This is a genomic window from Nitrosospira multiformis (assembly GCF_900110185.1).
In the GTDB taxonomy this organism is placed as follows: domain Bacteria; phylum Pseudomonadota; class Gammaproteobacteria; order Burkholderiales; family Nitrosomonadaceae; genus Nitrosospira; species Nitrosospira multiformis_A.
In genome coordinates, this window is sequence record NZ_FOCT01000021.1 from 17,960 (window position 1) to 36,617 (window position 18,658).

The window sequence follows — 18,658 nt, forward strand, 5'->3', positions numbered from 1 at the left end:
TATCCATTTGATCAGGACAAACTGGCGCGTGTAACTTGGCCGGAGCCCGTTATAATAGCGGCTGTGTAACAGCCGAGAAGGTTGTCGTGACTCCCCCTGTTCAGCCTAACTTCAAATCCCACTTTACCGATATCCTGCGCAACGCCCTGAATGACGGGGGATTGGCGGACCTGAATCTCGATATAGAATTTGCCCGTCCGAGGCAGTCAAGCCATGGCGATTATTCTTGCAACCTGGCGATGCAACTGGCCAAGCCATTGCGTCAAAAGCCGCGCGGCATTGCGCAATCTCTTGCCACCGCACTCGCCGCATCCCCTTATCTGGAAAAAGTCGAGATTGCAGGCGCAGGTTTTATCAACCTGTTTCTCACGACTTCGGCCAAGCAGCAGTTTTCGCGATATGTGCTGGAGAGCGGCGAGAAGTTTGGTCACAGCAACATGGGCGCAGGGGAAAAAATCCAGGTTGAGTTCGTTTCAGCCAATCCCACGGGTCCGCTGCATGTAGGACACGGCAGAGGTGCGGCGTTTGGCGCAAGCCTTGCCAACGTGCTTGCGGCTGCAGGTTATTCTGTGACACGCGAGTATTACATTAACGATGCCGGCCGGCAGATGGATATTCTTGCGCTTTCCACCTGGCTGCGCTATCTGGAACTGAACGGCGTCGCGTCAGCCTTTCCGCCCAATGCCTACCAGGGGGAGTATGTGCGTGATATGGCAAGGCTGATTCATAAAGCCCATGCCGGCCGTTATGTGCATGAGCCGGAACTGCTGTTTGATAGTGTTGCCGGATCGGAAGCGGACACGGAGGCTGCCCTTGATGGATTGATTGCCAACGCGAAAAAGCTGCTGGGGCAGGATTATGCCTATATCCATAACTTCGTTCTGAATGAGCAATTGGGGGATTGCCGCAACGATCTGATGGAGTTCGGCGTTACCTTCGACATCTGGTTTTCCGAGCAATCCTTATTCGACAGCGGAGGTGTGGCTCAGGCTGTTCACCTGCTCGAAGAAGGCAATTACCTGTATCAGCAGGATGGCGCCAAATGGTTCCGCTCCAGCCATTTCGGTGACGAAAAGGATAGGGTGGTGCAGCGCGAAAACGGCCAGTTCACCTATTTTGCCTCTGATATTGCCTATCACCTCAACAAATTCTCACGCGGGTTCGACCGCGTGATCGATATCTGGGGTGCGGACCATCACGGCTACATTTCACGGGTGAAAGGCGCCATGCAGGCATTGGCGCTCGATCCCGAGAAACTTGAAATTGCTCTGGTGCAGTTTGCCGTACTTTACCGTGATGGCAAGAAGGTGCCCATGTCCACCCGGGCGGGAGAATTTGTCACCTTGCGGGAGTTGCGTCAGGAAGTGGGAACCGATGCGGCACGCTTTTTTTACGTATTACGCAAGAGCGATCAGCATCTCGATTTCGACCTGGACCTGGCAAAGTCGCAAAGCACCGATAACCCGGTGTATTACGTGCAATATGCGCATGCAAGGGTTTGCAGCGTGCTGGAACAGTGGGGGGAAGATCCAGGCATGCTGGTTACAGCCGACACTTCTGCATTAACCGGTCCTGCGGAACTCTCCCTGTTGCAGAAGCTGATCGACTATCCCGAAACGGTCGAAGCCGCAGCGAGGGAATTCTCTCCCCATCTGATTGCCTTTTACTTGAAGGAACTGGCAGGGGAGTTCCACAGTTACTATAATTCTACTCGTTTCCTGGTGCCGGAGATGGCGGTCCGCCTTGCGAGATTGGCGCTTGTGGCCGCGGTCAGACAGGTATTGAATAACGGTCTTAAACTATTGGGCGTGAGCGCGCCAGCTAAAATGTGATGACGCATCCTTACTTGAATCGAGATTATAAAACACCTCTCTACTCGGGAAAGAAAACAGGCACCCTCTTTTTCGGGATGTTTATCGGCTATGTTCTGGGTCTTCTCACCGCCATGGGCACCTGGATGTACATGAGCCAGGCACCCAGTCCCTTTATCTCTCAGGATAAGGTGGCCGAGGGCTCTGCAAACGGAGATGCTGCGGATAAGCCTGAAAAAGAAGGGGAAGCGGCTGGCATCGAAGACAAAACCGCGAAAGCGTCCGATAGCAAACCGCGCTTTGAATTTTATAATATTCTTCCTGCTACAGAGGAACCCGTCACCGAGCAGCAACTGAAACAGGCTGCAAAGCAGCCGCCGACCTCTCAGGATAAGTACTTTCTTCAAGCGGGAGCATTCCAGAATCCGAATGACGCCGACAATATGAAAGCGAAGCTGGCGATGCTGGGAGTGGAAGCGGCTGTCCAGACTGCCGAAGTCCCGCAAAAAGGGCTGTGGCACCGCGTACGCGTAGGACCTTTTTCCAATGTCGATGACATGAACCGGGTTCGTGCATCGCTTCAGCAGAACGGCGTTCAGACCAGCCCCATCAGGGTGCATGAGGGAGCGTAGGGGAACATAGGGGAGCACAGCGCCAAGACGTGGCCGATAAATGATTCACCAATCTCGGGGCCTCCAACTGAAGGAGAAAAATATGAATTTACTGCGGCTGCTTACGGCATTCCTGTTGCTGGTCGGTATGAACTTTCCGTCAATTTTCCCTGCTCACGCGGATATCGTCGAAGGAAAGGATTACACGGTCCTGCCCCGTCCTTTTCCAACGGAAGGGGGAAAGAATATAGAAGTCATGGAATTTTTCTGGTACGGCTGTCCGCACTGCTACGAGTTGCATCCACGCATCAAGGCCTGGCTCAAGAACAAGCCCGCGGATGTCAGCTTCCGCTATGTTCCGGCGGTTTTTCGTCCCACCTGGGCACCGGCCGCAAAAACGTTTTATGCGCTGGAAGCGCTCGGAGAAAAAGATCGGCTGCATGACAAGGTCTACGATGCCATTCACAAAAACGGGATAGACCTGGGCAAGGAGGACGTGCTGTTCGACTGGATTGCAAAACAGGGAATAGACCGTCAGAAATTTATAGATGTCTACAATTCGTTCTCGGTACAGAATCAACTCTCCAGATCCATGCATTTCTCGAAGGATTATGGTCTTACCGGTGTGCCTGCGATAGCGGTGGATGGCAGATATCTCACGAGTGGCAGAATGGGCAGTACGCCGGACGATACCATTCGGACCATGGAAGAGTTGATACAGAAAGTGCGCAAGGAACGGACCGGAAAATAGCTTCTTCCGTTGACCCTAAAAGTCATTATCAGTGGCGCCTCCACCGGGCTGGGGAGGGCACTGGCGCGCCATTACGCCGACAGTGGCGCAACGCTCGGCCTGATTGCGCGGCGGGCGGATTTGCTGGAGAGCCTTGCGACGGAGAGGGCGGAAGCGGAAGTATCCCTCTACGTCGCCGATGTGCGTGATGCTGCTGCTCTGCAGGCTGCGGCAGAAGATTTTACCGTCCGTCATGGTTGTCCCGATATCGTCATCGCCAACGCGGGCATCAGTCACGGCAACCTTACCGAATGTGCCGAAGACAAGGAGGTTTTCGAGGATATTCTCGCCACGAATGTTGTCGGCATGGTGAACCTCTTCCAGCCCTTTGTTTCGACCATGCGCACAGTCGGACAGGGTAGTCTGGTCGGAATTGCAAGTGTCGCCGGGTATCGCGGCCTGCCCGGCAGCGGCGCCTACTCAGCTTCCAAGGCGGCTGCAATCAGCTACCTGGAAAGCCTCCGCGTGGAATTGCACGGAAGCGGCCTCTCCGTCATAACCATTTGCCCCGGCTATGTTGTAACGCCCATGACAGCCGATAATCCCTTCCCCATGCCCTTCATGCTGACCGCGGACGACGCCGCCCGAAAGATCGTCGGCATTATCGAGCGCAAGAAATCGTTTGCCGTAATACCGTGGCAGATGGCAATTGTCGCGCGAGTCTTGCGGTTGCTTCCCAATTTCCTGTACGACCGGCTATTCGCCAATGCGCCGCGTAAGCTTCGCATAAACCATAAAGACCACAAAGGCCACAAGGAAAATTAGCAGGTTCCCGATTGATTTGCGCGGGGGAAACTCCATTTAACCGGTTGATTATTAAACGATGTAGTCAGTCCGTCGAACTGGATTTACATGACATAGAGGTACAGCAATGACAGAAAAAGCGATTTTTGGAGCAGGCTGCTTTTGGGGTGTGGAGGCCGCTTTTCGTGCTGTCAAAGGCGTAAAGGAGGTTACCAGCGGCTACTCCGGCGGCCATGTGAAAAATCCCTCCTATCGCGACGTATGCACTGATAAAACCGGCCACGCCGAGGTAGTGCAGGTGGAATACGATCCGTCGCGGGTCAGCTATGATGAGTTGCTCGACGTCTTCTGGAACTGCCATAATCCCACTACGCTCAACCGGCAGGGACCGGACGTGGGTAAACAGTACCGCTCCGCCATATTCTTTTACACTCCCGAACAGGAGAGTGCGGCGCGAGCGTCGAAGGAAAAACTGGAGCAAAGCGGCCGCTGGCTCGCACCGGTCGTGACTGAAATTACACCTGTCTCAGATTTTTATCCTGCTGAGGAATATCATCAGCGCTACCTCGAAAAGCGCGGTATTTCCGGACATTGCCCTATGTGAGCGCTGACTCAGCGATAAGAAACCCTCTGCCGGTTTTGCCTGGCGCAAATTTTAGTGGCTCAGGGCAGGCTTGTGGAAGGGAAAAGCGACATTCAGGCCAGGCTTTCAAGACGGTTTCTGATTTCAGCGATACGGGTTTCGCTTACCCGGGTGTTAATAGCGACAGGCAGGCGGCTGGGATCGGAAACACTTCTTGCCAGGTCTTTGGCAATCGCCCCCGCATCCACGCTTCTGGCCGCCTGAAACGCTTCGCGGAATCGATCCGCCTGAGGATAAGGCTGTGTCGCGTAGCCCGGGCGTCCATGAAAATCACACGAGCAGGCTTGCAGAAATTCTTCGAAGCGCTCAGGTTTGCGATAGGCATCCACTCCCTGAAGCAGGTTGGCGATGGTGACAGGCCGCAGTTCGGCAGCGCGGTGCACGTCTCCGTGATAGCGGGCCACCAGCAATGCCAGGTTCCGCATTTCGTTGGGAGGGTTGATGCGTTCGCATAAGCCCTGCACCAGTTTGACGCTGCGCGCTTCGTGTCCGATATGGCGCGGCCATTCTTCCGGAGGAGTCGTGCCTTTACCGAGATCGTGGGTGAGTGCGGCAAATCGGACCGGCAGGGAATAGTTCCTCGAAGCGGCATAATCGATCACCATCATCACGTGTACCCCGGTATCGATTTCGGGGTGATGCTGCGGTGGTTGCGGCACGCCGAACAAGGCGTCCACTTCAGGCATGATACGGGTGAGGGCGCCGCAGTCGCGCAGCGCGTAAAACATGCGTGAAGGGTGGTGCTCCATCAAGCCGCGTGCAAGCTCCTGCCATACCCGCTCCGGCACCAGGGCGTCCACCTCCCCGTTATGGACCATTTCGTTCATCAGTGCCAGTGTTTCGGGTGCGATATGGAAACCGAAACGTGCGGCAAAGCGAGCGGTACGCAGGACACGCACCGGGTCTTCAGTGAATGCGGGGCCGATATGGCGGAGCACGCCGGCTTCCAGATCAGCGATCCCGCCGAAAGGGTCGATGATGTTGCCGTGCTCATCTTTGGCGATTGCGTTTATCGTCAGGTCACGGCGCGCCAGATCCTCCTGTAGCGTAACTTCGGGGGAAGCATAAACCTCAAACCCTTTGTAGCCGCGCGAAACCTTGCGCTCCGTGCGTGCCAGCGCGTATTGTTCCTGACTTTGCGGGTGGAGAAAAACAGGAAAATCTTTTCCTACCGGGCGAAAGCCCAGATGTACCATTTCTTCCGGCGAAACGCCGACAACCACATAATCATGATCCGTTACGGGCAGGCCCAGTATCTCGTCACGCACCGAGCCGCCCACCAGGTAGGTTTTCATTCCGGAATTATCTGTATGAATCTATCTCAACGCCCCGACCAATGCCGCAGATAGTCGTAACGTTCACGGGGCAACTGATGTTTCAGATATATCGGTGCTGCTTCTTCAAGTGCCGTAGGGTGGATTCCCCAGACTTCCAGCAGTGCCTCGGGGCTATCGCAGTCGCACACGCTGTCGATCTTCATCGAATAGTAATTATCGACGCTCATCAGTTTTCCGGGCAGTATCTCCATCACTGCTGCTTCGAGGTGGGAAAGGGCGTCTCCAAGCCCGATGATGGCAGGATCATGTCCCGTCACATGCGCCGCATACTCCACCAGTTCGCGCAGGCTATAGCACTTCGGTCCGCATAGGTCGTAGCTTCGTCCGAAAGTACGCGGCTCATCCAGACTGAGCGCAAATGCCCGCACGACATCCATGACGAAGATCGGCTGGAATTTCGCATGGGGTGAGGCCAGCGGCAAAACCGGCAGGCGTCCCAGCTTGGCAAACAGATTGATCGAGGAGTCGCCTGGACCAAATATGACTGACGGCCTGAAAACAGTTGCATCCATCCCGGATGTCCTTACGATCTGTTCTCCCTCCCCCTTTGAGCGCAAATACTCACTCGGTTGACCTGGCCCGGCCTTCAGGGCGCTCATATGCAGTATCCGGGTAATGCCATTGCGTTTACACGCTGCGATGATCTTTTGCGGCAGCTCGGCATGGGCAGCATGAAAGTCGCCCTGCAACACGCCTACCAGGTTGATCACGGCATCGATGCCGAGGAGCAGCCGGTCGAGGTCTCTATCGTCGTAGATGTCGACCTCGATCAGGTCGGTAGTGGGTATCTCCAGCAATTCCTTTGCACGCTCGTAGTTTCGTGTGGGAATACGCAGGTAGATTTCCCGGTCGGTCAGGAAATTTGCGAGATGTTTCCCGACGAAGCCACTGCCGCCGAAAATGCAGACACTCTTGAATGTCATGTCAGACCCCTCACTCCGACACTTTTTCACTCCCGAAGCGGGACGACACAATACCCAGGCGCTGCTTCAGCGCCTTGACCTGATGCCCGAAGTTGCGGGCGTAATACATGGAGTTGCTCATCACCTTTTTGACATAATCGCGCGTTTCATTGAAGGGGATCGTTTCCGCATAAATGGCGCCCTCCAGCGGCTTCTCATCACGCCACTGCCATACTCGGCTCGGACCGGCGTTGTATGCGGCCGAAGCCAGCGACTGGTTGTCGAACAGGGATAGCACGTGTTTCATATAATAGGTGCCCAGCGTCAGGTTGGTATTTACCTCCGTCACCCGGCTTGGACGATACTTTCTCAGCCCCATTTGTTTGGATGCCCACTTTGCCGTACCGGGCATCAGTTGCATCAGACCCAGAGCGCCGGCGCTGGACTTGGCATCGCTGACGAAGCGGCTCTCCTGGCGAATGAGCCCGTAGACCCATGCTTCGTCGAGTTCCTGCTGCTTCAGGATGTTGCGCATTGCATCTCTATGCGGTGCAAGGAACCTCAGGTGAAAATCGTGGCGCTGCACGGTTCTGTCGGCGGTATTGATGGCACGGTCGTAGTGCCCGTGACGACGGGCAACTTCCGCCGCCGCCAGTAGCTCATGGTCGTCAAATTTTCGCACGGCCCAAATCCATTCCTGGGCCGCCTCCGAACGCAAATCCAAGTTGTAGAAGGCCAACGCGCGCGCGATTCCAGGCGTCCGCTCCATTGCGGAAATTTCTTTCGCCGTCGGCTTGAAGGATTCCGCAGGAGCACCGATGGTAACGCCCAACTCCTCTTCGGCCAGTTGTCCGTAAAAATGATGCTCGCTGCTCAACGGTGCAAGAATGGCGTTTGCTTCCTTCATTTTTCCTTTAGCTTTCAACGCCCGTGCTTTCCAGTAACGCCAGACCCCCTCTTTCTGTTCCGCCGCCGACATGGTCTCGATCGTATCCAGGACGAGATTCCAGTCCCCGGCACGCAAGGCGGTGCGGGTTTTCCAGCCAAGCTGGGCGTCGGTGAGAGGAACAGACTTGTGCGTATTGGCGGCTTCTCCAAACCACTGCAATGCGCGCGGGTCCAGCCGCCGGGCCCCCTGGTCTGCAAGTTGCACCAGAAAATAGGCCTGGTCAGGTGCGCCGAAGCGGTCGCGTATCCTCGGCCAATAAGCATGCGCCTGATCGAGCCCGCTGCGGAGCAAGCGCACCATGGCGAAAAGTGCAATTTCCCGATCGGAGCGTGTCTTGATCTCACGCCGATGCCTTTCCAGATAGCGAAGAGGATTTTCTGTGGCGGCATTCAGGTTGCGTTCGTTCAGACGCTGATTTTTGGGCAGGTATTCATTGATGCGTTTTGCCGCGCTGACATTGCCGGACTCGAGCGCAAGACGCAGCCGTGCCCAGATATCCTCGTCCGTCAGCGTCCCGGCGGTTATCAGTACATCGAATATCTGATTACAGCTGTGCGGCATCTCGCGCGCGTTGAACCATAACGGAAATGCCTCCTTATAGATGGTGCGATCACCTGCCGCCAGGCGCTGTTGAAGAGAATAGCAGACCAGTTCGACATCCTTGTTGACCATGCGCGGATAGTTTTCTGCGAAAAGATCCCACCGCTCGGTCCAGCCCAGGACCTTCAGCCATTCTCCCAGCAGGCGGTCGCTGAGAGGGCTATCGTGATATTTCTCGATAAACTGCTTGACAGTCTCCGGGCTCAGCTTCGGATTCCAGAGTTGCGGTCGCAGTTGATAATACGCTCCATAAGGTTCAAGCACATGCCCTCGCAGCCGCTGCGCATACATATTCACGCGCGCGGTGTTGCCGGCCTGATACGCGTGCTTCAGGGCAAGGAAGTCCTGATTTCTTGCGGCTGCATACGTTGCAGTGGAGGTTGTTGCCAAAAACAGCCCGATCAACAGTTTCTTCATAACCTGCTATACATTAGTAATCGAGGGAAAAAATTGAAGAGCGTATCTGCTCCAGGTTCACTTGAAAGCTGTTTTTCTTTACTTCCTTTTACCAGCTTCTGTCCCCATTCGGGTTCTACTTCAAGAATAGCACATCATGCCATACATCAGTTTGAATCCGGCAACCAATGAGACATTGAAAACCTATATGAGCTGGAATCGCGACCGTCTGGCCGAAGCGCTGGAGCAAACATATTGTGCGCAGCCTGGGTGGGCGGGCCTGAGTTTTGCCGAGCGCGCAGAGCTTATGCACAGAGCCGCCAGCCTCTTGCATGAACGGGCGGCTGAATATGCCATTCTTATAGCCGCGGAAATGGGCAAGCCTGTGCGCGAAGGTCGTGCAGAGGTGGAAAAGTGCGCGCTTGTCTGTGATTATTATGCAGTGCACGCCGAGCATTTCATGCAGGTCGAGATGGTTCAGACCGGTGCCGGCAAAAGTTACGTGTGCTATGAGCCTCTTGGAGTCGTCCTGGGCGTAATGCCCTGGAATTTTCCTTTTTTCCAGGTGATCCGCTTCGCTGCCCCCACACTCATGGCGGGAAACGGTTGTGTGCTGAAACATGCATCGAATGTTCCGCAGTGTGCCCTGGCGCTCGAACGGCTGTTCCAGGATGCCGGTTTTCCCCCGCATCTTTTCAGCGCGCTCCTGATAGAGTCGTCTGAGGTGGGTGAGGTTATCGCCAGCCATCACGTGCAGGCGGTGACACTCACGGGCTCTGAGCGGGCGGGCCGGGAAATAGCTTCCCACGCGGGACAGCATTTGAAGAAGTGTGTGATGGAACTTGGCGGGTCGGATGCGTTTATCGTTCTGAAAGATGCGGACCTGGAACTTGCCGCTACCTTTGCGGTGAGATCGCGCTTTCAGAATTGTGGGCAGTCATGTATTGCCGCAAAGCGCATTATACTTGTGGCCGACATTGCCAATGAGTTTAATGCCCTGTTTATAAAAAAAACAAAAGAATTGAAAATAGGCGATCCCCTGAACGAAGCGACGCAGATCGGTCCGATGGCAAGACTCGATCTGCGCGAAAACCTGCATCAGCAAGTGACCGATTCGATTGCACAGGGGGCCCAAGTGGTTCTCGGGTGCGAACCGCGGGAGGGAGAGGGGGCATTCTATCTCCCGTCCATTCTGGATGACGTAACACCCGGGATGAGAGCTTATCATGAGGAATTATTCGGGCCGGTGGCGGCCGTGATACGCGCGACGGACGAGGAAGATGCCATTCGCATTGCCAACGATACCCGCTTCGGGCTCGGCTCCAGCATCTGGAGCCGCGATACCGAGCACGCCGAGGATTTGGCGCATCGAATTCAGGCGGGTTGCAGCTTTATCAATAGCATGGTCAGGTCAGATCCACGCCTTCCTTTCGGGGGAACCAAGAACTCCGGATTCGGTAGGGAACTATCCTACCATGGCATCCGGGAATTCGTTAATGTAAAAACCGTATGGGTACGATGACTCTACAAAAAGCCCATTACAGCGCGAACTCATCCCGTTTTCTCTTCCCCCTCCTTGAAACAGGAATGGGTGGAATCGAGACCAGGGACTGTTGGATCAGGCCCTAGATCACACCCTGACCTATCATCGCATCCGCCACCTTTACGAAACCTGCCACATTCGCCCCATTGACGTAGCTGATAGTGCCATCTTCGCGCCGCCCGTGCTCCGTGCAGGAGTGGTGGATAGCCTGCATGATCTGGAGCAATCGCGCGTCCACTTCTTCCCGCTGCCAGGAAAGACGCATGGCGTTTTGGCTCATTTCCAGGCCGGAAGTGGCCACGCCGCCGGCATTGCTGGCCTTGCCGGGTGCAAAAAGAACCCCGCTGCGCTCGAATTGCTTTACCGCCTCTGCGGTGGAAGGCATGTTGGCGCCCTCTGCCACGCATACCACGCCGTTCCTGATAAGCAGGGCAGCGTCCTCTTCATTCAGCTCGTTCTGTGTGGCGCAGGGCAGCGCGACCTCTACAGGAACATGCCACGGTCTTTTACCGGGAATAAAATTGGCTTTCACACGCTCTGCGTAGGCATTGATACGGCCATACTGCTTATTCTTCACATCCATCAGTTCAGCGAGCTTTTCGGGAGTAAAACCTTCTTCATCCACTACAGTGCCGTCTGAATCGGAAACCGTTATCACTTTGGCGCCCAGCGCCATCGCCTTCTCCACCGCATATTGCGCCACGTTTCCCGAACCCGAAACCGCAACGCGCATGCCTTCCAGCGAGCGCCCGGATTGCTTGAGCATCTCCTCGGCAAAGTAGACAGTACCGTAGCCGGTAGCTTCCGGACGAATGAGGGACCCCCCGAAACTCAATCCCTTTCCGGTGAAGACGCAGTCAGCACGATTGGAAAGTTTTTTCATCATCCCTGCCATGAAACCTACTTCCCGTCCCCCCACGCCGATATCGCCTGCCGGTACATCGACATCCGAGCCGATATGCCGGAACAGCTCAGTCATATAGGCCTGACAGAAGCGCATGATCTCCCCGGGACTACGGTCCCTGGGGTTGAAATCGGCGCCACCCTTGCCACCCCCCATAGGAAGTGTCGTAAGCGCGTTCTTGAACGTTTGCTCGAACGCCAGGAATTTGAGAATGGAAAGGTTTACCGAGGGATGAAAGCGGGTGCCACCCTTATAAGGGCCAATGGAAGAGCTGTGTTGTATGCGGTAGCCTCGATTGACCTTCACCTCCCCCCGATCATCCACCCAGGACACACGAAAAATGATTATTCGCTCCGGCTCTACGAGACGGTCGAGAATACCGTGTTCCGCATAACGAGGGTTTTTCGTGATAAAGGGCCAGAGGCTCTCCATGACTTCCGTCACTGCCTGGAGATATTCGGGCTGCCCCGGATTATGCTCCGCGACGTACGCGCAGAATTCCTCGAAACTGCGATATTTCATTGGTTATTCCCCTTATGTCCTCTTGTGCTAAACCATTTTCCCAAGACAGGTATTCTGCCAAATAACTTGCGGAATCGCACTGAATTTATGTTCAAAATTGCGCGATGGAAAGCTGGATGCGCGGGACGTGTAGAAGAGGTGAAACATCGAAGCATCGAGCGTCTTGTTTTCCGGCAACAGGCTTTCAAAAATCATTTCAATAAGGTGTTCCCAGGGAAAGCGAACGGACAAGTCAAGGCGCGATGGACCAGAGGGGTTCTTGTTCTTCGTTATCATATTCCTGTTATCCTCTCGTCCGCCTTTCAACTGTCAGTCCGGGATCCTGAAGTCCTTACTCTTTATTATTGTCCTCATTCTCATCCTTCTTTCCGGGTCTTGTCGTCCACCAGACGACGAGAATCAGTAGCGACAGCGCTACGCCGGCTTCAAGCAGTAATATCCACATAGGATCAACCATGATGTATATTAAGGGGAAGCCTCTGATGCCGCCGCGAGCGGGATTGCTCGTTCAGAGATTTCCAAGATGAAACTTTAACCCAAAACCTCATGAAAGACCAATTACGCACACTTACTGTTGTCGCGCTACTGTTGCTCGGCGCCTGCAATATCATTCCTACTCCCCGTGTCACGGAGAAATCGGCCGAACCCCAGCCCATGCCTGTGCTCAAAGCCACTGACTGGGACACAGTAGAGGGCTGGAGGGATGACGAGATTGTGCCGGCACTGGATGCGTTCCTTCAGAGCTGCACCGTTTTGAAAAAAAAGGCGCTATGGCAGGAAGCCTGCATTCAGGCTGATTCCATGAGAGGACAGGATAGCGATACGGTGCGCCAGTTTTTTGAAAGCTATTTTGTTCCCTATCAGGTATTGAATCCTGATGGGACCGAGAACGGTCTTATCACCGGTTATTACGAGCCTCTGCTCAAGGGGAGCCGCACACCGTCCGCCCGTTACCGGTATCCGCTTTACACAACCCCTGAAGAACTGCTGATAGTGGATCTGAGTTCCGTCTATCCCCAGCTCAAAAACATGCGATTGCGGGGACGACTCGAAGGGCGCAAGGTGGTCCCCTTCTATAGCCGGGCCGAAATATCCGGCAATCCCCCAGTGCTACAGGGAAAAGAACTGCTCTGGGTGGATGACGAGGTCGATCTGTTTTTTCTGCAGATTCAGGGTTCCGGTCGGGTGGAGCTTGAAAATGGCGAGATCGTGAGGGTGGGGTACGCGGATCAAAACGGCCACCCATACAGATCCATCGGGAAGTTGCTGGTGGATCGCGGCGAATTACCCCTGGAAAGGGCCTCGATGCAGGGAATCAAGGCCTGGGGGCAGAAGAATCCCCGGAAGTTGCCGAATATCTTGCATCAGAATTCAAGCTTCGTCTTTTTCCGCGAACTGCCGGGCACGATAGCGGGCCCCCTCGGCTCCATGGGTGTGCCTCTTACGGCTGGAAGAAGCCTTGCGGTGGATCCGCGTGTGATCCCGCAAGGTGCTCCGGTCTTTCTTTCCACTACCTGGCCAAATACCGATGAGCAGCTTCAACGGTTGATGGTGGCGCAGGATACCGGGGGAGCAATCAAAGGGAATGTGCGGGCGGATTTTTTCTGGGGATTTGGCCCTGACGCAGCGGAGAAGGCGGGGAAGATGAGGCAGACGGGGAGGATGTGGGTATTGATGCCCGTGGAATATCTGCCCAAAGACCTTCCACCTGCAGCGCGAATACTGGGAAGCTCCAAATAAATCCGCGAATAGGAGGATGCAGGCGCTTCCCAGCGCCTGTCATCGATTTATCTATTTCGCGGGGGTCGCGTTTAATTTCTTTTCTATGGTCTCCGCGGGAATCAATCCGGGAGTTACCGAGCCGTTGGCAAAAATCAGGGTAGGCGTACCGCTTATATCGTTTTCTTTCCCTGCCTTGAGAATCACATCTATGGGTGTAGCGCAATCCTTGCTGGCCGGCACAATATTCCTGAGCATGAAATCTTCCCAGGCCTTGAGCCTGTCCTCGGAGCACCATATCGCCGTTGCGGTCGGGGTCGAACCGTTCAGCACTGGATAAAGCAGGGTATATATCGTTACATCCGTTACGTTAACCAGTTCCTTTTCCAGACGTTTGCAAAAAGGGCAGTTCGGGTCGGAGAAAACGACAAGCTTGCGTTTCCCATTCCCCTTGACCGCCTTGATCGCATGCTCCAGGGGAAGAGAGCCTACATCTATGCGTCGAGCCTCCTTGATCTGTTGCAAGCGTTCGGAAGTCAGGCTTTCCTTCGTTTTCGGATCAATTACGTGACCGAAAAAAAGGTACGAAGCCTTGTCGTCCGTATAGAACAATTCCCCTCCCACCACCACTTCATATAGACCGAGATAGGGCGTTTTTTTTATGCTTTCGACCTTCTCTCCGGGAAAATTTGCCTGAAGTGCTTTTTTCAGGGATGCCTCGTCAGCGGAAGCGCTGGAAAGAAAGCATAGCAATAGAGAAGGCAAAGCGAGGGAAACGAGTTTTGAACGCATGGTCTTTACTCCGTTTTGGATGGGGATGCAGCCGGACGGCCTGTAGTTGTGCAGTTGTTCTGATGGGACGGAAGGAAAAAAATCGGTTCAACTTAATGCCTGCTGCATCAAGCGGTCTTTTATCAGAGGCAATCGGTTGGTGATTTCCAGACCTAGATTGCGCAGGCGAATGAGCGTCGGGTGAGTATGGTTGAACAGCTTCTGCAAGCTATCGGTAACCAGTTCCATGGCCAGGATGTCTTCCTTGCGGGCGCGTTCATAACGGCGCAGCAACAGGTAATCCCCGCAATCCGATTGCAGTCCGCGCGAGCGGATGACAGAGGCGAGTTCCTGCGCATCGCGTAAACCGAGATTCACGCCTTGTCCCGCAAGAGGATGGATGCCATGTGCTGCGTCGCCGATGAGCGCAAGATGCGGCTGGGCCAGCTTTTTCACATGTACAAAATTCAGGGGGAAAGCGGCAGGGCGCGTAACGAGCCGCATCTCGCCCAGGACATGTTGCGAAGCCCGGACGATGCGCTCGCATAATTCCTTTTCAGGTAGCGCGAGCATCGTTTGCGCGAGTTCTTCCCTTGTAGACCATACCATGGACACCAGCCTGCCGGGCATCGGCAGCAGCGCCAGCACGCCATCGCGCCGAAACCACTGATGGGCAACGTTATTATGGTGGCGCGTTGCATCGAAGTTTGCCACCACGCCCATCTGCTGGTAGGAATGCCGCGACACTTCAATACCTGCCTGTTCGCGTACCCAGGAATTCACCCCGTCCGCCCCAACGATCAACCCTGTCTGCACGACAGTTCCATCATCGAGATGCAGTTCGGCGTGAGACTCGGCGCGGAGCATCATAGAACATTGCGCGGGACAAAAAACCTTGATTGGATTTTCCCGGCATTTGAGCCCCTTCCAGGCGGCGTGCTGGAGCTGGCGGTTCTCCACTATGAAAGCCAGTTCAGGGACACCGATATTATAGGCGCTGAAATCCAGCCGCGCTGCGTTGTCGTCGCCGAAGATTGCCATATTGTAAACAGGAGTCACACGCTCTTGGTCGAGAGCGTCCCACACGCCCAGGTTTTGCAGGAATGCAGCGCTACCCGGACTGATGGCGTAGACTCTGCTGTCCCAGCCCTCATCGGCGGGAAGCGGCGGTACGGGGCGGAATTCAACCAGCGCTATTCTCAGACCGCTATCCTTGAGGGCAAGCGCCAGGCTTGCCCCAACCAATCCGCCCCCCACGATAACGACATCGAATTTCATGGAACCATTATACAGCCGCTTTCCGCTGCGCGGGGATGCATGGATAAGGCGATAAGTCCGTTTTTCGCCTGGGTGGATTTATGAACAACAGTTACGCTCCCCCTATTTTGATAATTGAATCAATCAATTGGATGAATTGGTAACGCCATTCCGAATCTTGACAGGAATGTGGTGCGAAGGCATAATGCCAGACCTTCCATATAAACACGTGGCGAATTAGCTCAGTGGTTAGAGCAGCGGAATCATAATCCGTTGGTCCCCAGTTCGAATCTGGGATTCGCTACCACTCTGAATGGGTTGGTATTCTCGCCAGTCCATTTTTTGTTTGTATCTCCCCCTGCCTGTTCCATTCCGCAAGCCGAGCGGATATCTGCGAATCAATGCTTGCAGCGTCATCGGGCATGCCTGCTATATTGAATTTGTATCCTTGTTTTTTCACCGGAAACCGGACGCCATTTTTTCAACGCAGGTTCAGGAGAAGCGTCATGCCATACGATACATTGAAAGATCTTCCGGACAACGTTACCAATGTCCTGCCAAAGCATGCGCAGGAAATATACAGGGCCGCTTTCAATAACGCCTGGGATGAGTATAAGGACCCGGATGAGCGCAGGGGACATGCTTCACGCGAAGAAACGGCGCACAAGGTAGCCTGGGCGGCCGTAAAAAAGGAATATGAGAAAGATGGCGACGAATGGCGCAAGAAGAAATCATAAATCTTAGGGCAGTGATAAATGCCAGTCACTGCGTGACCATCTTGTTTACCTGAAAAATTCCCCACGCGGCCGCATGGCCATTTCTGCCGAGTCCCGACATTGTTGCCAACGCTGAAAGGAGTCGCTCTGGAGAAAACCGACCATGCTGTCTTCCGATCTGACGGCTTCGTCTTGTTGCGCTGCGATAACTTTTTCCATCAATTTTTTCGCCGCAGTCTCATAATCCCCCCAGCAGCCATGTATGATTCCGCCGTCAATATAGCCGAGTCCGGGGCTTCCTATTTTCTGGAGAAACCCGTTCTGCATCAGGGGCAGTGCTTTAGCTGCGACGTAGCCGTTAAAATAAAGCACATCCTTTTGCAAGAGAGCTTCCGAGTACTCCATGTACACCTGTGCATATTCGGGACATCGTTGGTAATGACAGCTCCAGAATCTTTCACGCGCTTTTCTCACCTGAGTATCCTGGAGCTGCGATTTCATGTACGCAGCAACAAGAATGGAAGCTGCTTCTCCCACCCCGCGGCCGACATCTGCCCCGATTCTGGCGGCCGCGATCATTCCCGGCGTTCCAAAATAATAGGTTATTGTGGAAGGAGCTGTTGAATTCACTACCGGCGCTGCTCCCCGTTTTGACGACTTGGAAGCTGGTTTGGCTGATATGTAGGCCTTGAGTGCAGATGTGTCGATTCTGGCCTTTGAGGGGGGGTTGTAGGCGCGTATGCTCCCGAAATGCTGTCCAAGACGCTGGAATACGGTATCGACCGGATCGGTCGTGTAGAACGCATTCTGCCAGCTCATTCTTTCCTGTTCGTTTTCTAGCATCATTCCCAGGGTGATAGGTGCACTACGTTTTTTATCGGGAATTCTCAGCCAACGCCATGCCAGAACCAGTGCCGCTCCTCCAGCGCCTTCGTCCAATTCTTCAAGCGCCTCAGCACGTAGCCGACCTTGCGATGGAAGCCGATCATACTGCGCTAGCGCCGAGGCTGCGAGTTCGCGCAAGCGTGGAGTAAATTCCTTGATGGTTACCTTCTGAAATTGCTCGAATTTGAGACTGGAAGTGTTTGCCTCGACATCTGTCAGAAGTGTGTAAAGCTCCTGTATCAGCTGTCGGTCTCTGGTGGGAAGATTAGGTTCCCGGAGTGGCGCTTTGTCTTGGGTAATCGTGAAGACAGGAGACATTTCACCGCTGCGACGTCTTTCCAGCCAATCTTCAACGTGCCAGTCGTATTTTTCGCTTGCTTGAAAGTAATACCACACGGGTGCATCAAAAATCTCGTCTGTCCCATTGCCATTGCCTGTACCGAATAAGCCGTAAAAATTTATCGTGCGAGCTTGCGGACAGGTCCGTTTGAGTTCGGTTATGACTTCCGGTTCGGCGCCAAACATGTCGCGGTAATCCCGCCCGAAATAGTCTTCCTGCTTGCGTGTAAGCAGGGCCAAGGTTACCGTTTGACCGCACCAGTCGGTCGCAGTGGGAATCAGAATTTTCGCTTTTGCGTTCTCTACCATTACCCGGAGGGTTATATTCGGACGGAGACTCGTTTGTATTCCTACCGGTTCTGATTCGGTTTGCAGTGAGAGGGTTGAGGGAGTTGGCGTAGAGGAAGTATGCTTCGCACCGCTAGTCGGCAATTGGTGCTTCTCCCCAGCCCGACTTTGTTTTTGGATGCAGTCACGGTAGTTTTGAAGGCAATTTACCCGATAACAATCGCCCGTTCCCCCGGGATCGGATTGACGGCAAGCCTGGAAACAATCGTTCCTGTCGCGTCTGCATTCCAGCTCATTATCCTGCGCTGTTGCGGAATATGGAGTAAGGATGGAGAGGAGCAATAAAAAGGCTACCAGATAAGGAATTCTTCTTCTTGAGATGAGCATCTGGTCGTTTCCAAAAATTTTGCTACAGGAAATTAGCGCGCCGAATATGAATAACAGGCTCTAGCATAATCGAAAATAGCTGAAGCACATCAATTTTTGGAATTCGTTTAAGGAGAACTTCAGGGATTAGGGAAGGACGACGTCTCTTTCCCGTCACCAGACGTGTCTAAATAGGCCCCCCTGTACTAAGCAAGCTCCATCAGCTCGTTCAGGTGCGCGGTCACCGTAAGATTTGTTGTCTCCCCGGTAAAGTTCAAGAAGGTCGGAAAGCCAGTATGGTCACCGTCACCTGAATACCAGTTAAGGAAAAGGCTGTTGCTCTTGGTTTAAGGAAGAACTCCTCTCCAGGTTGAGGATGTCGGCAATGGATCCTCCTACGACTACCTCTGCTGGGTCAAAATGAAAGGAATTCAGTGTCCTTCATTCTCCAGTAAGTCCCATCAGTTCCTTCGGAGGCGCGAACTTTCCCATCACACCGATATGTGATAAAAATCATGCATCATATCCTTGGAGGATGTATGAGGACCGTACAAAAAACTATCAC

The 18,658-nt window shown here is 54.1% G+C and carries 17 protein-coding genes and 1 tRNA gene; 9 read left to right on the forward strand and 9 right to left on the reverse strand.

Features of this window, described 5'->3' with window-relative positions; all coding sequences use genetic code 11:
- Window positions 1-86: 86 nt before the first annotated feature.
- From argS to msrA, 5 genes are all read left to right on the forward strand, one after another.
- Window positions 87-1,832 carry an arginine--tRNA ligase gene (gene argS / locus BMY01_RS15985; RefSeq protein WP_074749111.1) on the forward strand — a complete coding sequence of 582 codons (1,746 nt, stop codon included), beginning with the start codon at window positions 87-89 and terminating at the stop codon, window positions 1,830-1,832.
- Between the two features lie 14 nt (window positions 1,833-1,846).
- Window positions 1,847-2,443, forward strand: coding sequence for an SPOR domain-containing protein (locus BMY01_RS15990; protein ID WP_074749129.1), 597 nt, complete (start codon window positions 1,847-1,849; stop codon window positions 2,441-2,443).
- 82 nt (window positions 2,444-2,525) lie between these two features.
- Complete coding sequence (locus BMY01_RS15995; RefSeq protein ID WP_074749112.1) at window positions 2,526-3,173, forward strand: thiol:disulfide interchange protein DsbA/DsbL; 648 nt, start codon at window positions 2,526-2,528, stop codon at window positions 3,171-3,173.
- Between the two features lie 9 nt (window positions 3,174-3,182).
- The gene (locus BMY01_RS16000) at window positions 3,183-3,977 is read left to right on the forward strand and encodes an SDR family oxidoreductase (RefSeq protein ID WP_175463301.1); all 795 of its coding nucleotides are present in this window, start codon (window positions 3,183-3,185) and stop codon (window positions 3,975-3,977) included.
- A 106-nt stretch (window positions 3,978-4,083) separates the two neighbouring features.
- Window positions 4,084-4,560, forward strand: a complete 477-nt coding sequence (gene msrA / locus BMY01_RS16005) for a peptide-methionine (S)-S-oxide reductase MsrA (RefSeq protein WP_074749113.1) — start codon at window positions 4,084-4,086, stop codon at window positions 4,558-4,560.
- 92 nt (window positions 4,561-4,652) lie between these two features.
- Here msrA and BMY01_RS16010 read toward each other — a convergent pair whose 3' ends face one another.
- From BMY01_RS16010 to BMY01_RS16020, 3 genes are read right to left on the reverse strand one after another with little or no spacing between them, the layout of a single operon-like run.
- Complete coding sequence (locus BMY01_RS16010) at window positions 4,653-5,894, reverse strand: multifunctional CCA addition/repair protein (protein ID WP_074749114.1); 1,242 nt, start codon at window positions 5,892-5,894, stop codon at window positions 4,653-4,655.
- Between the two features lie 26 nt (window positions 5,895-5,920).
- Complete coding sequence (locus tag BMY01_RS16015; protein WP_074749115.1) at window positions 5,921-6,859, reverse strand: complex I NDUFA9 subunit family protein; 939 nt, start codon at window positions 6,857-6,859, stop codon at window positions 5,921-5,923.
- Between the two features lie 10 nt (window positions 6,860-6,869).
- A complete protein-coding gene (locus tag BMY01_RS16020; protein WP_074749116.1) occupies window positions 6,870-8,804 on the reverse strand; it encodes a transglycosylase SLT domain-containing protein in 1,935 nt (644 codons plus the stop codon).
- Window positions 8,805-8,940: 136 nt separating this feature from the next.
- Between BMY01_RS16020 and BMY01_RS16025 the strand changes: the two genes are divergently transcribed.
- Window positions 8,941-10,305, forward strand: coding sequence for an NAD-dependent succinate-semialdehyde dehydrogenase (locus BMY01_RS16025; RefSeq protein WP_074749117.1), 1,365 nt, complete (start codon window positions 8,941-8,943; stop codon window positions 10,303-10,305).
- Between the two features lie 103 nt (window positions 10,306-10,408).
- Here BMY01_RS16025 and gdhA read toward each other — a convergent pair whose 3' ends face one another.
- The 3 genes from gdhA to BMY01_RS18665 are packed head-to-tail and all read right to left on the reverse strand — an operon-like array spanning window position 10,409 to window position 12,209.
- Window positions 10,409-11,752 (reverse strand): NADP-specific glutamate dehydrogenase, encoded by a 1,344-nt coding sequence (gene gdhA / locus BMY01_RS16030; protein WP_074749118.1) that lies wholly within the window; start codon window positions 11,750-11,752, stop codon window positions 10,409-10,411.
- Window positions 11,753-11,779: 27 nt separating this feature from the next.
- Entirely contained in the window at window positions 11,780-12,028 is a 249-nt protein-coding gene (locus tag BMY01_RS16035; protein ID WP_074749119.1) for a hypothetical protein, read from the reverse strand.
- 55 nt (window positions 12,029-12,083) lie between these two features.
- Complete coding sequence (locus BMY01_RS18665) at window positions 12,084-12,209, reverse strand: hypothetical protein (protein ID WP_256376984.1); 126 nt, start codon at window positions 12,207-12,209, stop codon at window positions 12,084-12,086.
- Between the two features lie 89 nt (window positions 12,210-12,298).
- Here BMY01_RS18665 and mltA point away from each other — a divergent pair, with 89 nt between their 5' ends.
- Window positions 12,299-13,492 carry a murein transglycosylase A gene (gene mltA / locus BMY01_RS16040; RefSeq protein ID WP_074749120.1) on the forward strand — a complete coding sequence of 398 codons (1,194 nt, stop codon included), beginning with the start codon at window positions 12,299-12,301 and terminating at the stop codon, window positions 13,490-13,492.
- 51 nt (window positions 13,493-13,543) lie between these two features.
- Here the strand turns inward: mltA and BMY01_RS16045 are convergent, their stop codons facing one another.
- Window positions 13,544-14,263: a DsbC family protein gene (locus BMY01_RS16045; RefSeq protein ID WP_074749121.1), complete on the reverse strand. Its 720-nt coding sequence runs from the start codon at window positions 14,261-14,263 to the stop codon at window positions 13,544-13,546.
- An 87-nt stretch (window positions 14,264-14,350) separates the two neighbouring features.
- Window positions 14,351-15,520, reverse strand: coding sequence for a UbiH/UbiF family hydroxylase (locus BMY01_RS16050; RefSeq protein WP_074749122.1), 1,170 nt, complete (start codon window positions 15,518-15,520; stop codon window positions 14,351-14,353).
- Window positions 15,521-15,730: 210 nt separating this feature from the next.
- Between BMY01_RS16050 and BMY01_RS16055 the strand changes: the two genes are divergently transcribed.
- Window positions 15,731-15,806 (forward strand) — tRNA-Met (locus BMY01_RS16055).
- 199 nt (window positions 15,807-16,005) lie between these two features.
- Entirely contained in the window at window positions 16,006-16,236 is a 231-nt protein-coding gene (chaB, locus tag BMY01_RS16060; protein ID WP_074706340.1) for a putative cation transport regulator ChaB, read from the forward strand.
- Window positions 16,237-16,281: 45 nt separating this feature from the next.
- Here chaB and BMY01_RS16065 read toward each other — a convergent pair whose 3' ends face one another.
- Complete coding sequence (locus BMY01_RS16065) at window positions 16,282-17,871, reverse strand: hypothetical protein (RefSeq protein ID WP_139176964.1); 1,590 nt, start codon at window positions 17,869-17,871, stop codon at window positions 16,282-16,284.
- Window positions 17,872-18,658 lie beyond the last annotated feature (787 nt).

What these genes read in the sequence shown, in the direction of transcription:
- BMY01_RS15995 (WP_074749112.1), top strand. Translation starts at nt 2,526, where the DNA reads ATGAATTTACTGCGGCTGCTTACGGCATTCCTGTTGCTGGTCGGTATG.
- msrA (WP_074749113.1), top strand. Translation starts at nt 4,084, where the DNA reads ATGACAGAAAAAGCGATTTTTGGAGCAGGCTGCTTTTGGGGTGTGGAG.
- BMY01_RS16010 (WP_074749114.1), bottom strand. Translation starts at nt 5,894, where the DNA reads ATGAAAACCTACCTGGTGGGCGGCTCGGTGCGTGACGAGATACTGGGC.
- BMY01_RS16015 (WP_074749115.1), bottom strand. Translation starts at nt 6,859, where the DNA reads ATGACATTCAAGAGTGTCTGCATTTTCGGCGGCAGTGGCTTCGTCGGG.
- BMY01_RS16020 (WP_074749116.1), bottom strand. Translation starts at nt 8,804, where the DNA reads ATGAAGAAACTGTTGATCGGGCTGTTTTTGGCAACAACCTCCACTGCA.
- BMY01_RS16025 (WP_074749117.1), top strand. Translation starts at nt 8,941, where the DNA reads ATGCCATACATCAGTTTGAATCCGGCAACCAATGAGACATTGAAAACC.
- gdhA (WP_074749118.1), bottom strand. Translation starts at nt 11,752, where the DNA reads ATGAAATATCGCAGTTTCGAGGAATTCTGCGCGTACGTCGCGGAGCAT.
- BMY01_RS16035 (WP_074749119.1), bottom strand. Translation starts at nt 12,028, where the DNA reads ATGATAACGAAGAACAAGAACCCCTCTGGTCCATCGCGCCTTGACTTG.
- BMY01_RS18665 (WP_256376984.1), bottom strand. Translation starts at nt 12,209, where the DNA reads ATGGTTGATCCTATGTGGATATTACTGCTTGAAGCCGGCGTAGCGCTG.
- mltA (WP_074749120.1), top strand. Translation starts at nt 12,299, where the DNA reads ATGAAAGACCAATTACGCACACTTACTGTTGTCGCGCTACTGTTGCTC.
- BMY01_RS16045 (WP_074749121.1), bottom strand. Translation starts at nt 14,263, where the DNA reads ATGCGTTCAAAACTCGTTTCCCTCGCTTTGCCTTCTCTATTGCTATGC.
- BMY01_RS16050 (WP_074749122.1), bottom strand. Translation starts at nt 15,520, where the DNA reads ATGAAATTCGATGTCGTTATCGTGGGGGGCGGATTGGTTGGGGCAAGC.
- chaB (WP_074706340.1), top strand. Translation starts at nt 16,006, where the DNA reads ATGCCATACGATACATTGAAAGATCTTCCGGACAACGTTACCAATGTC.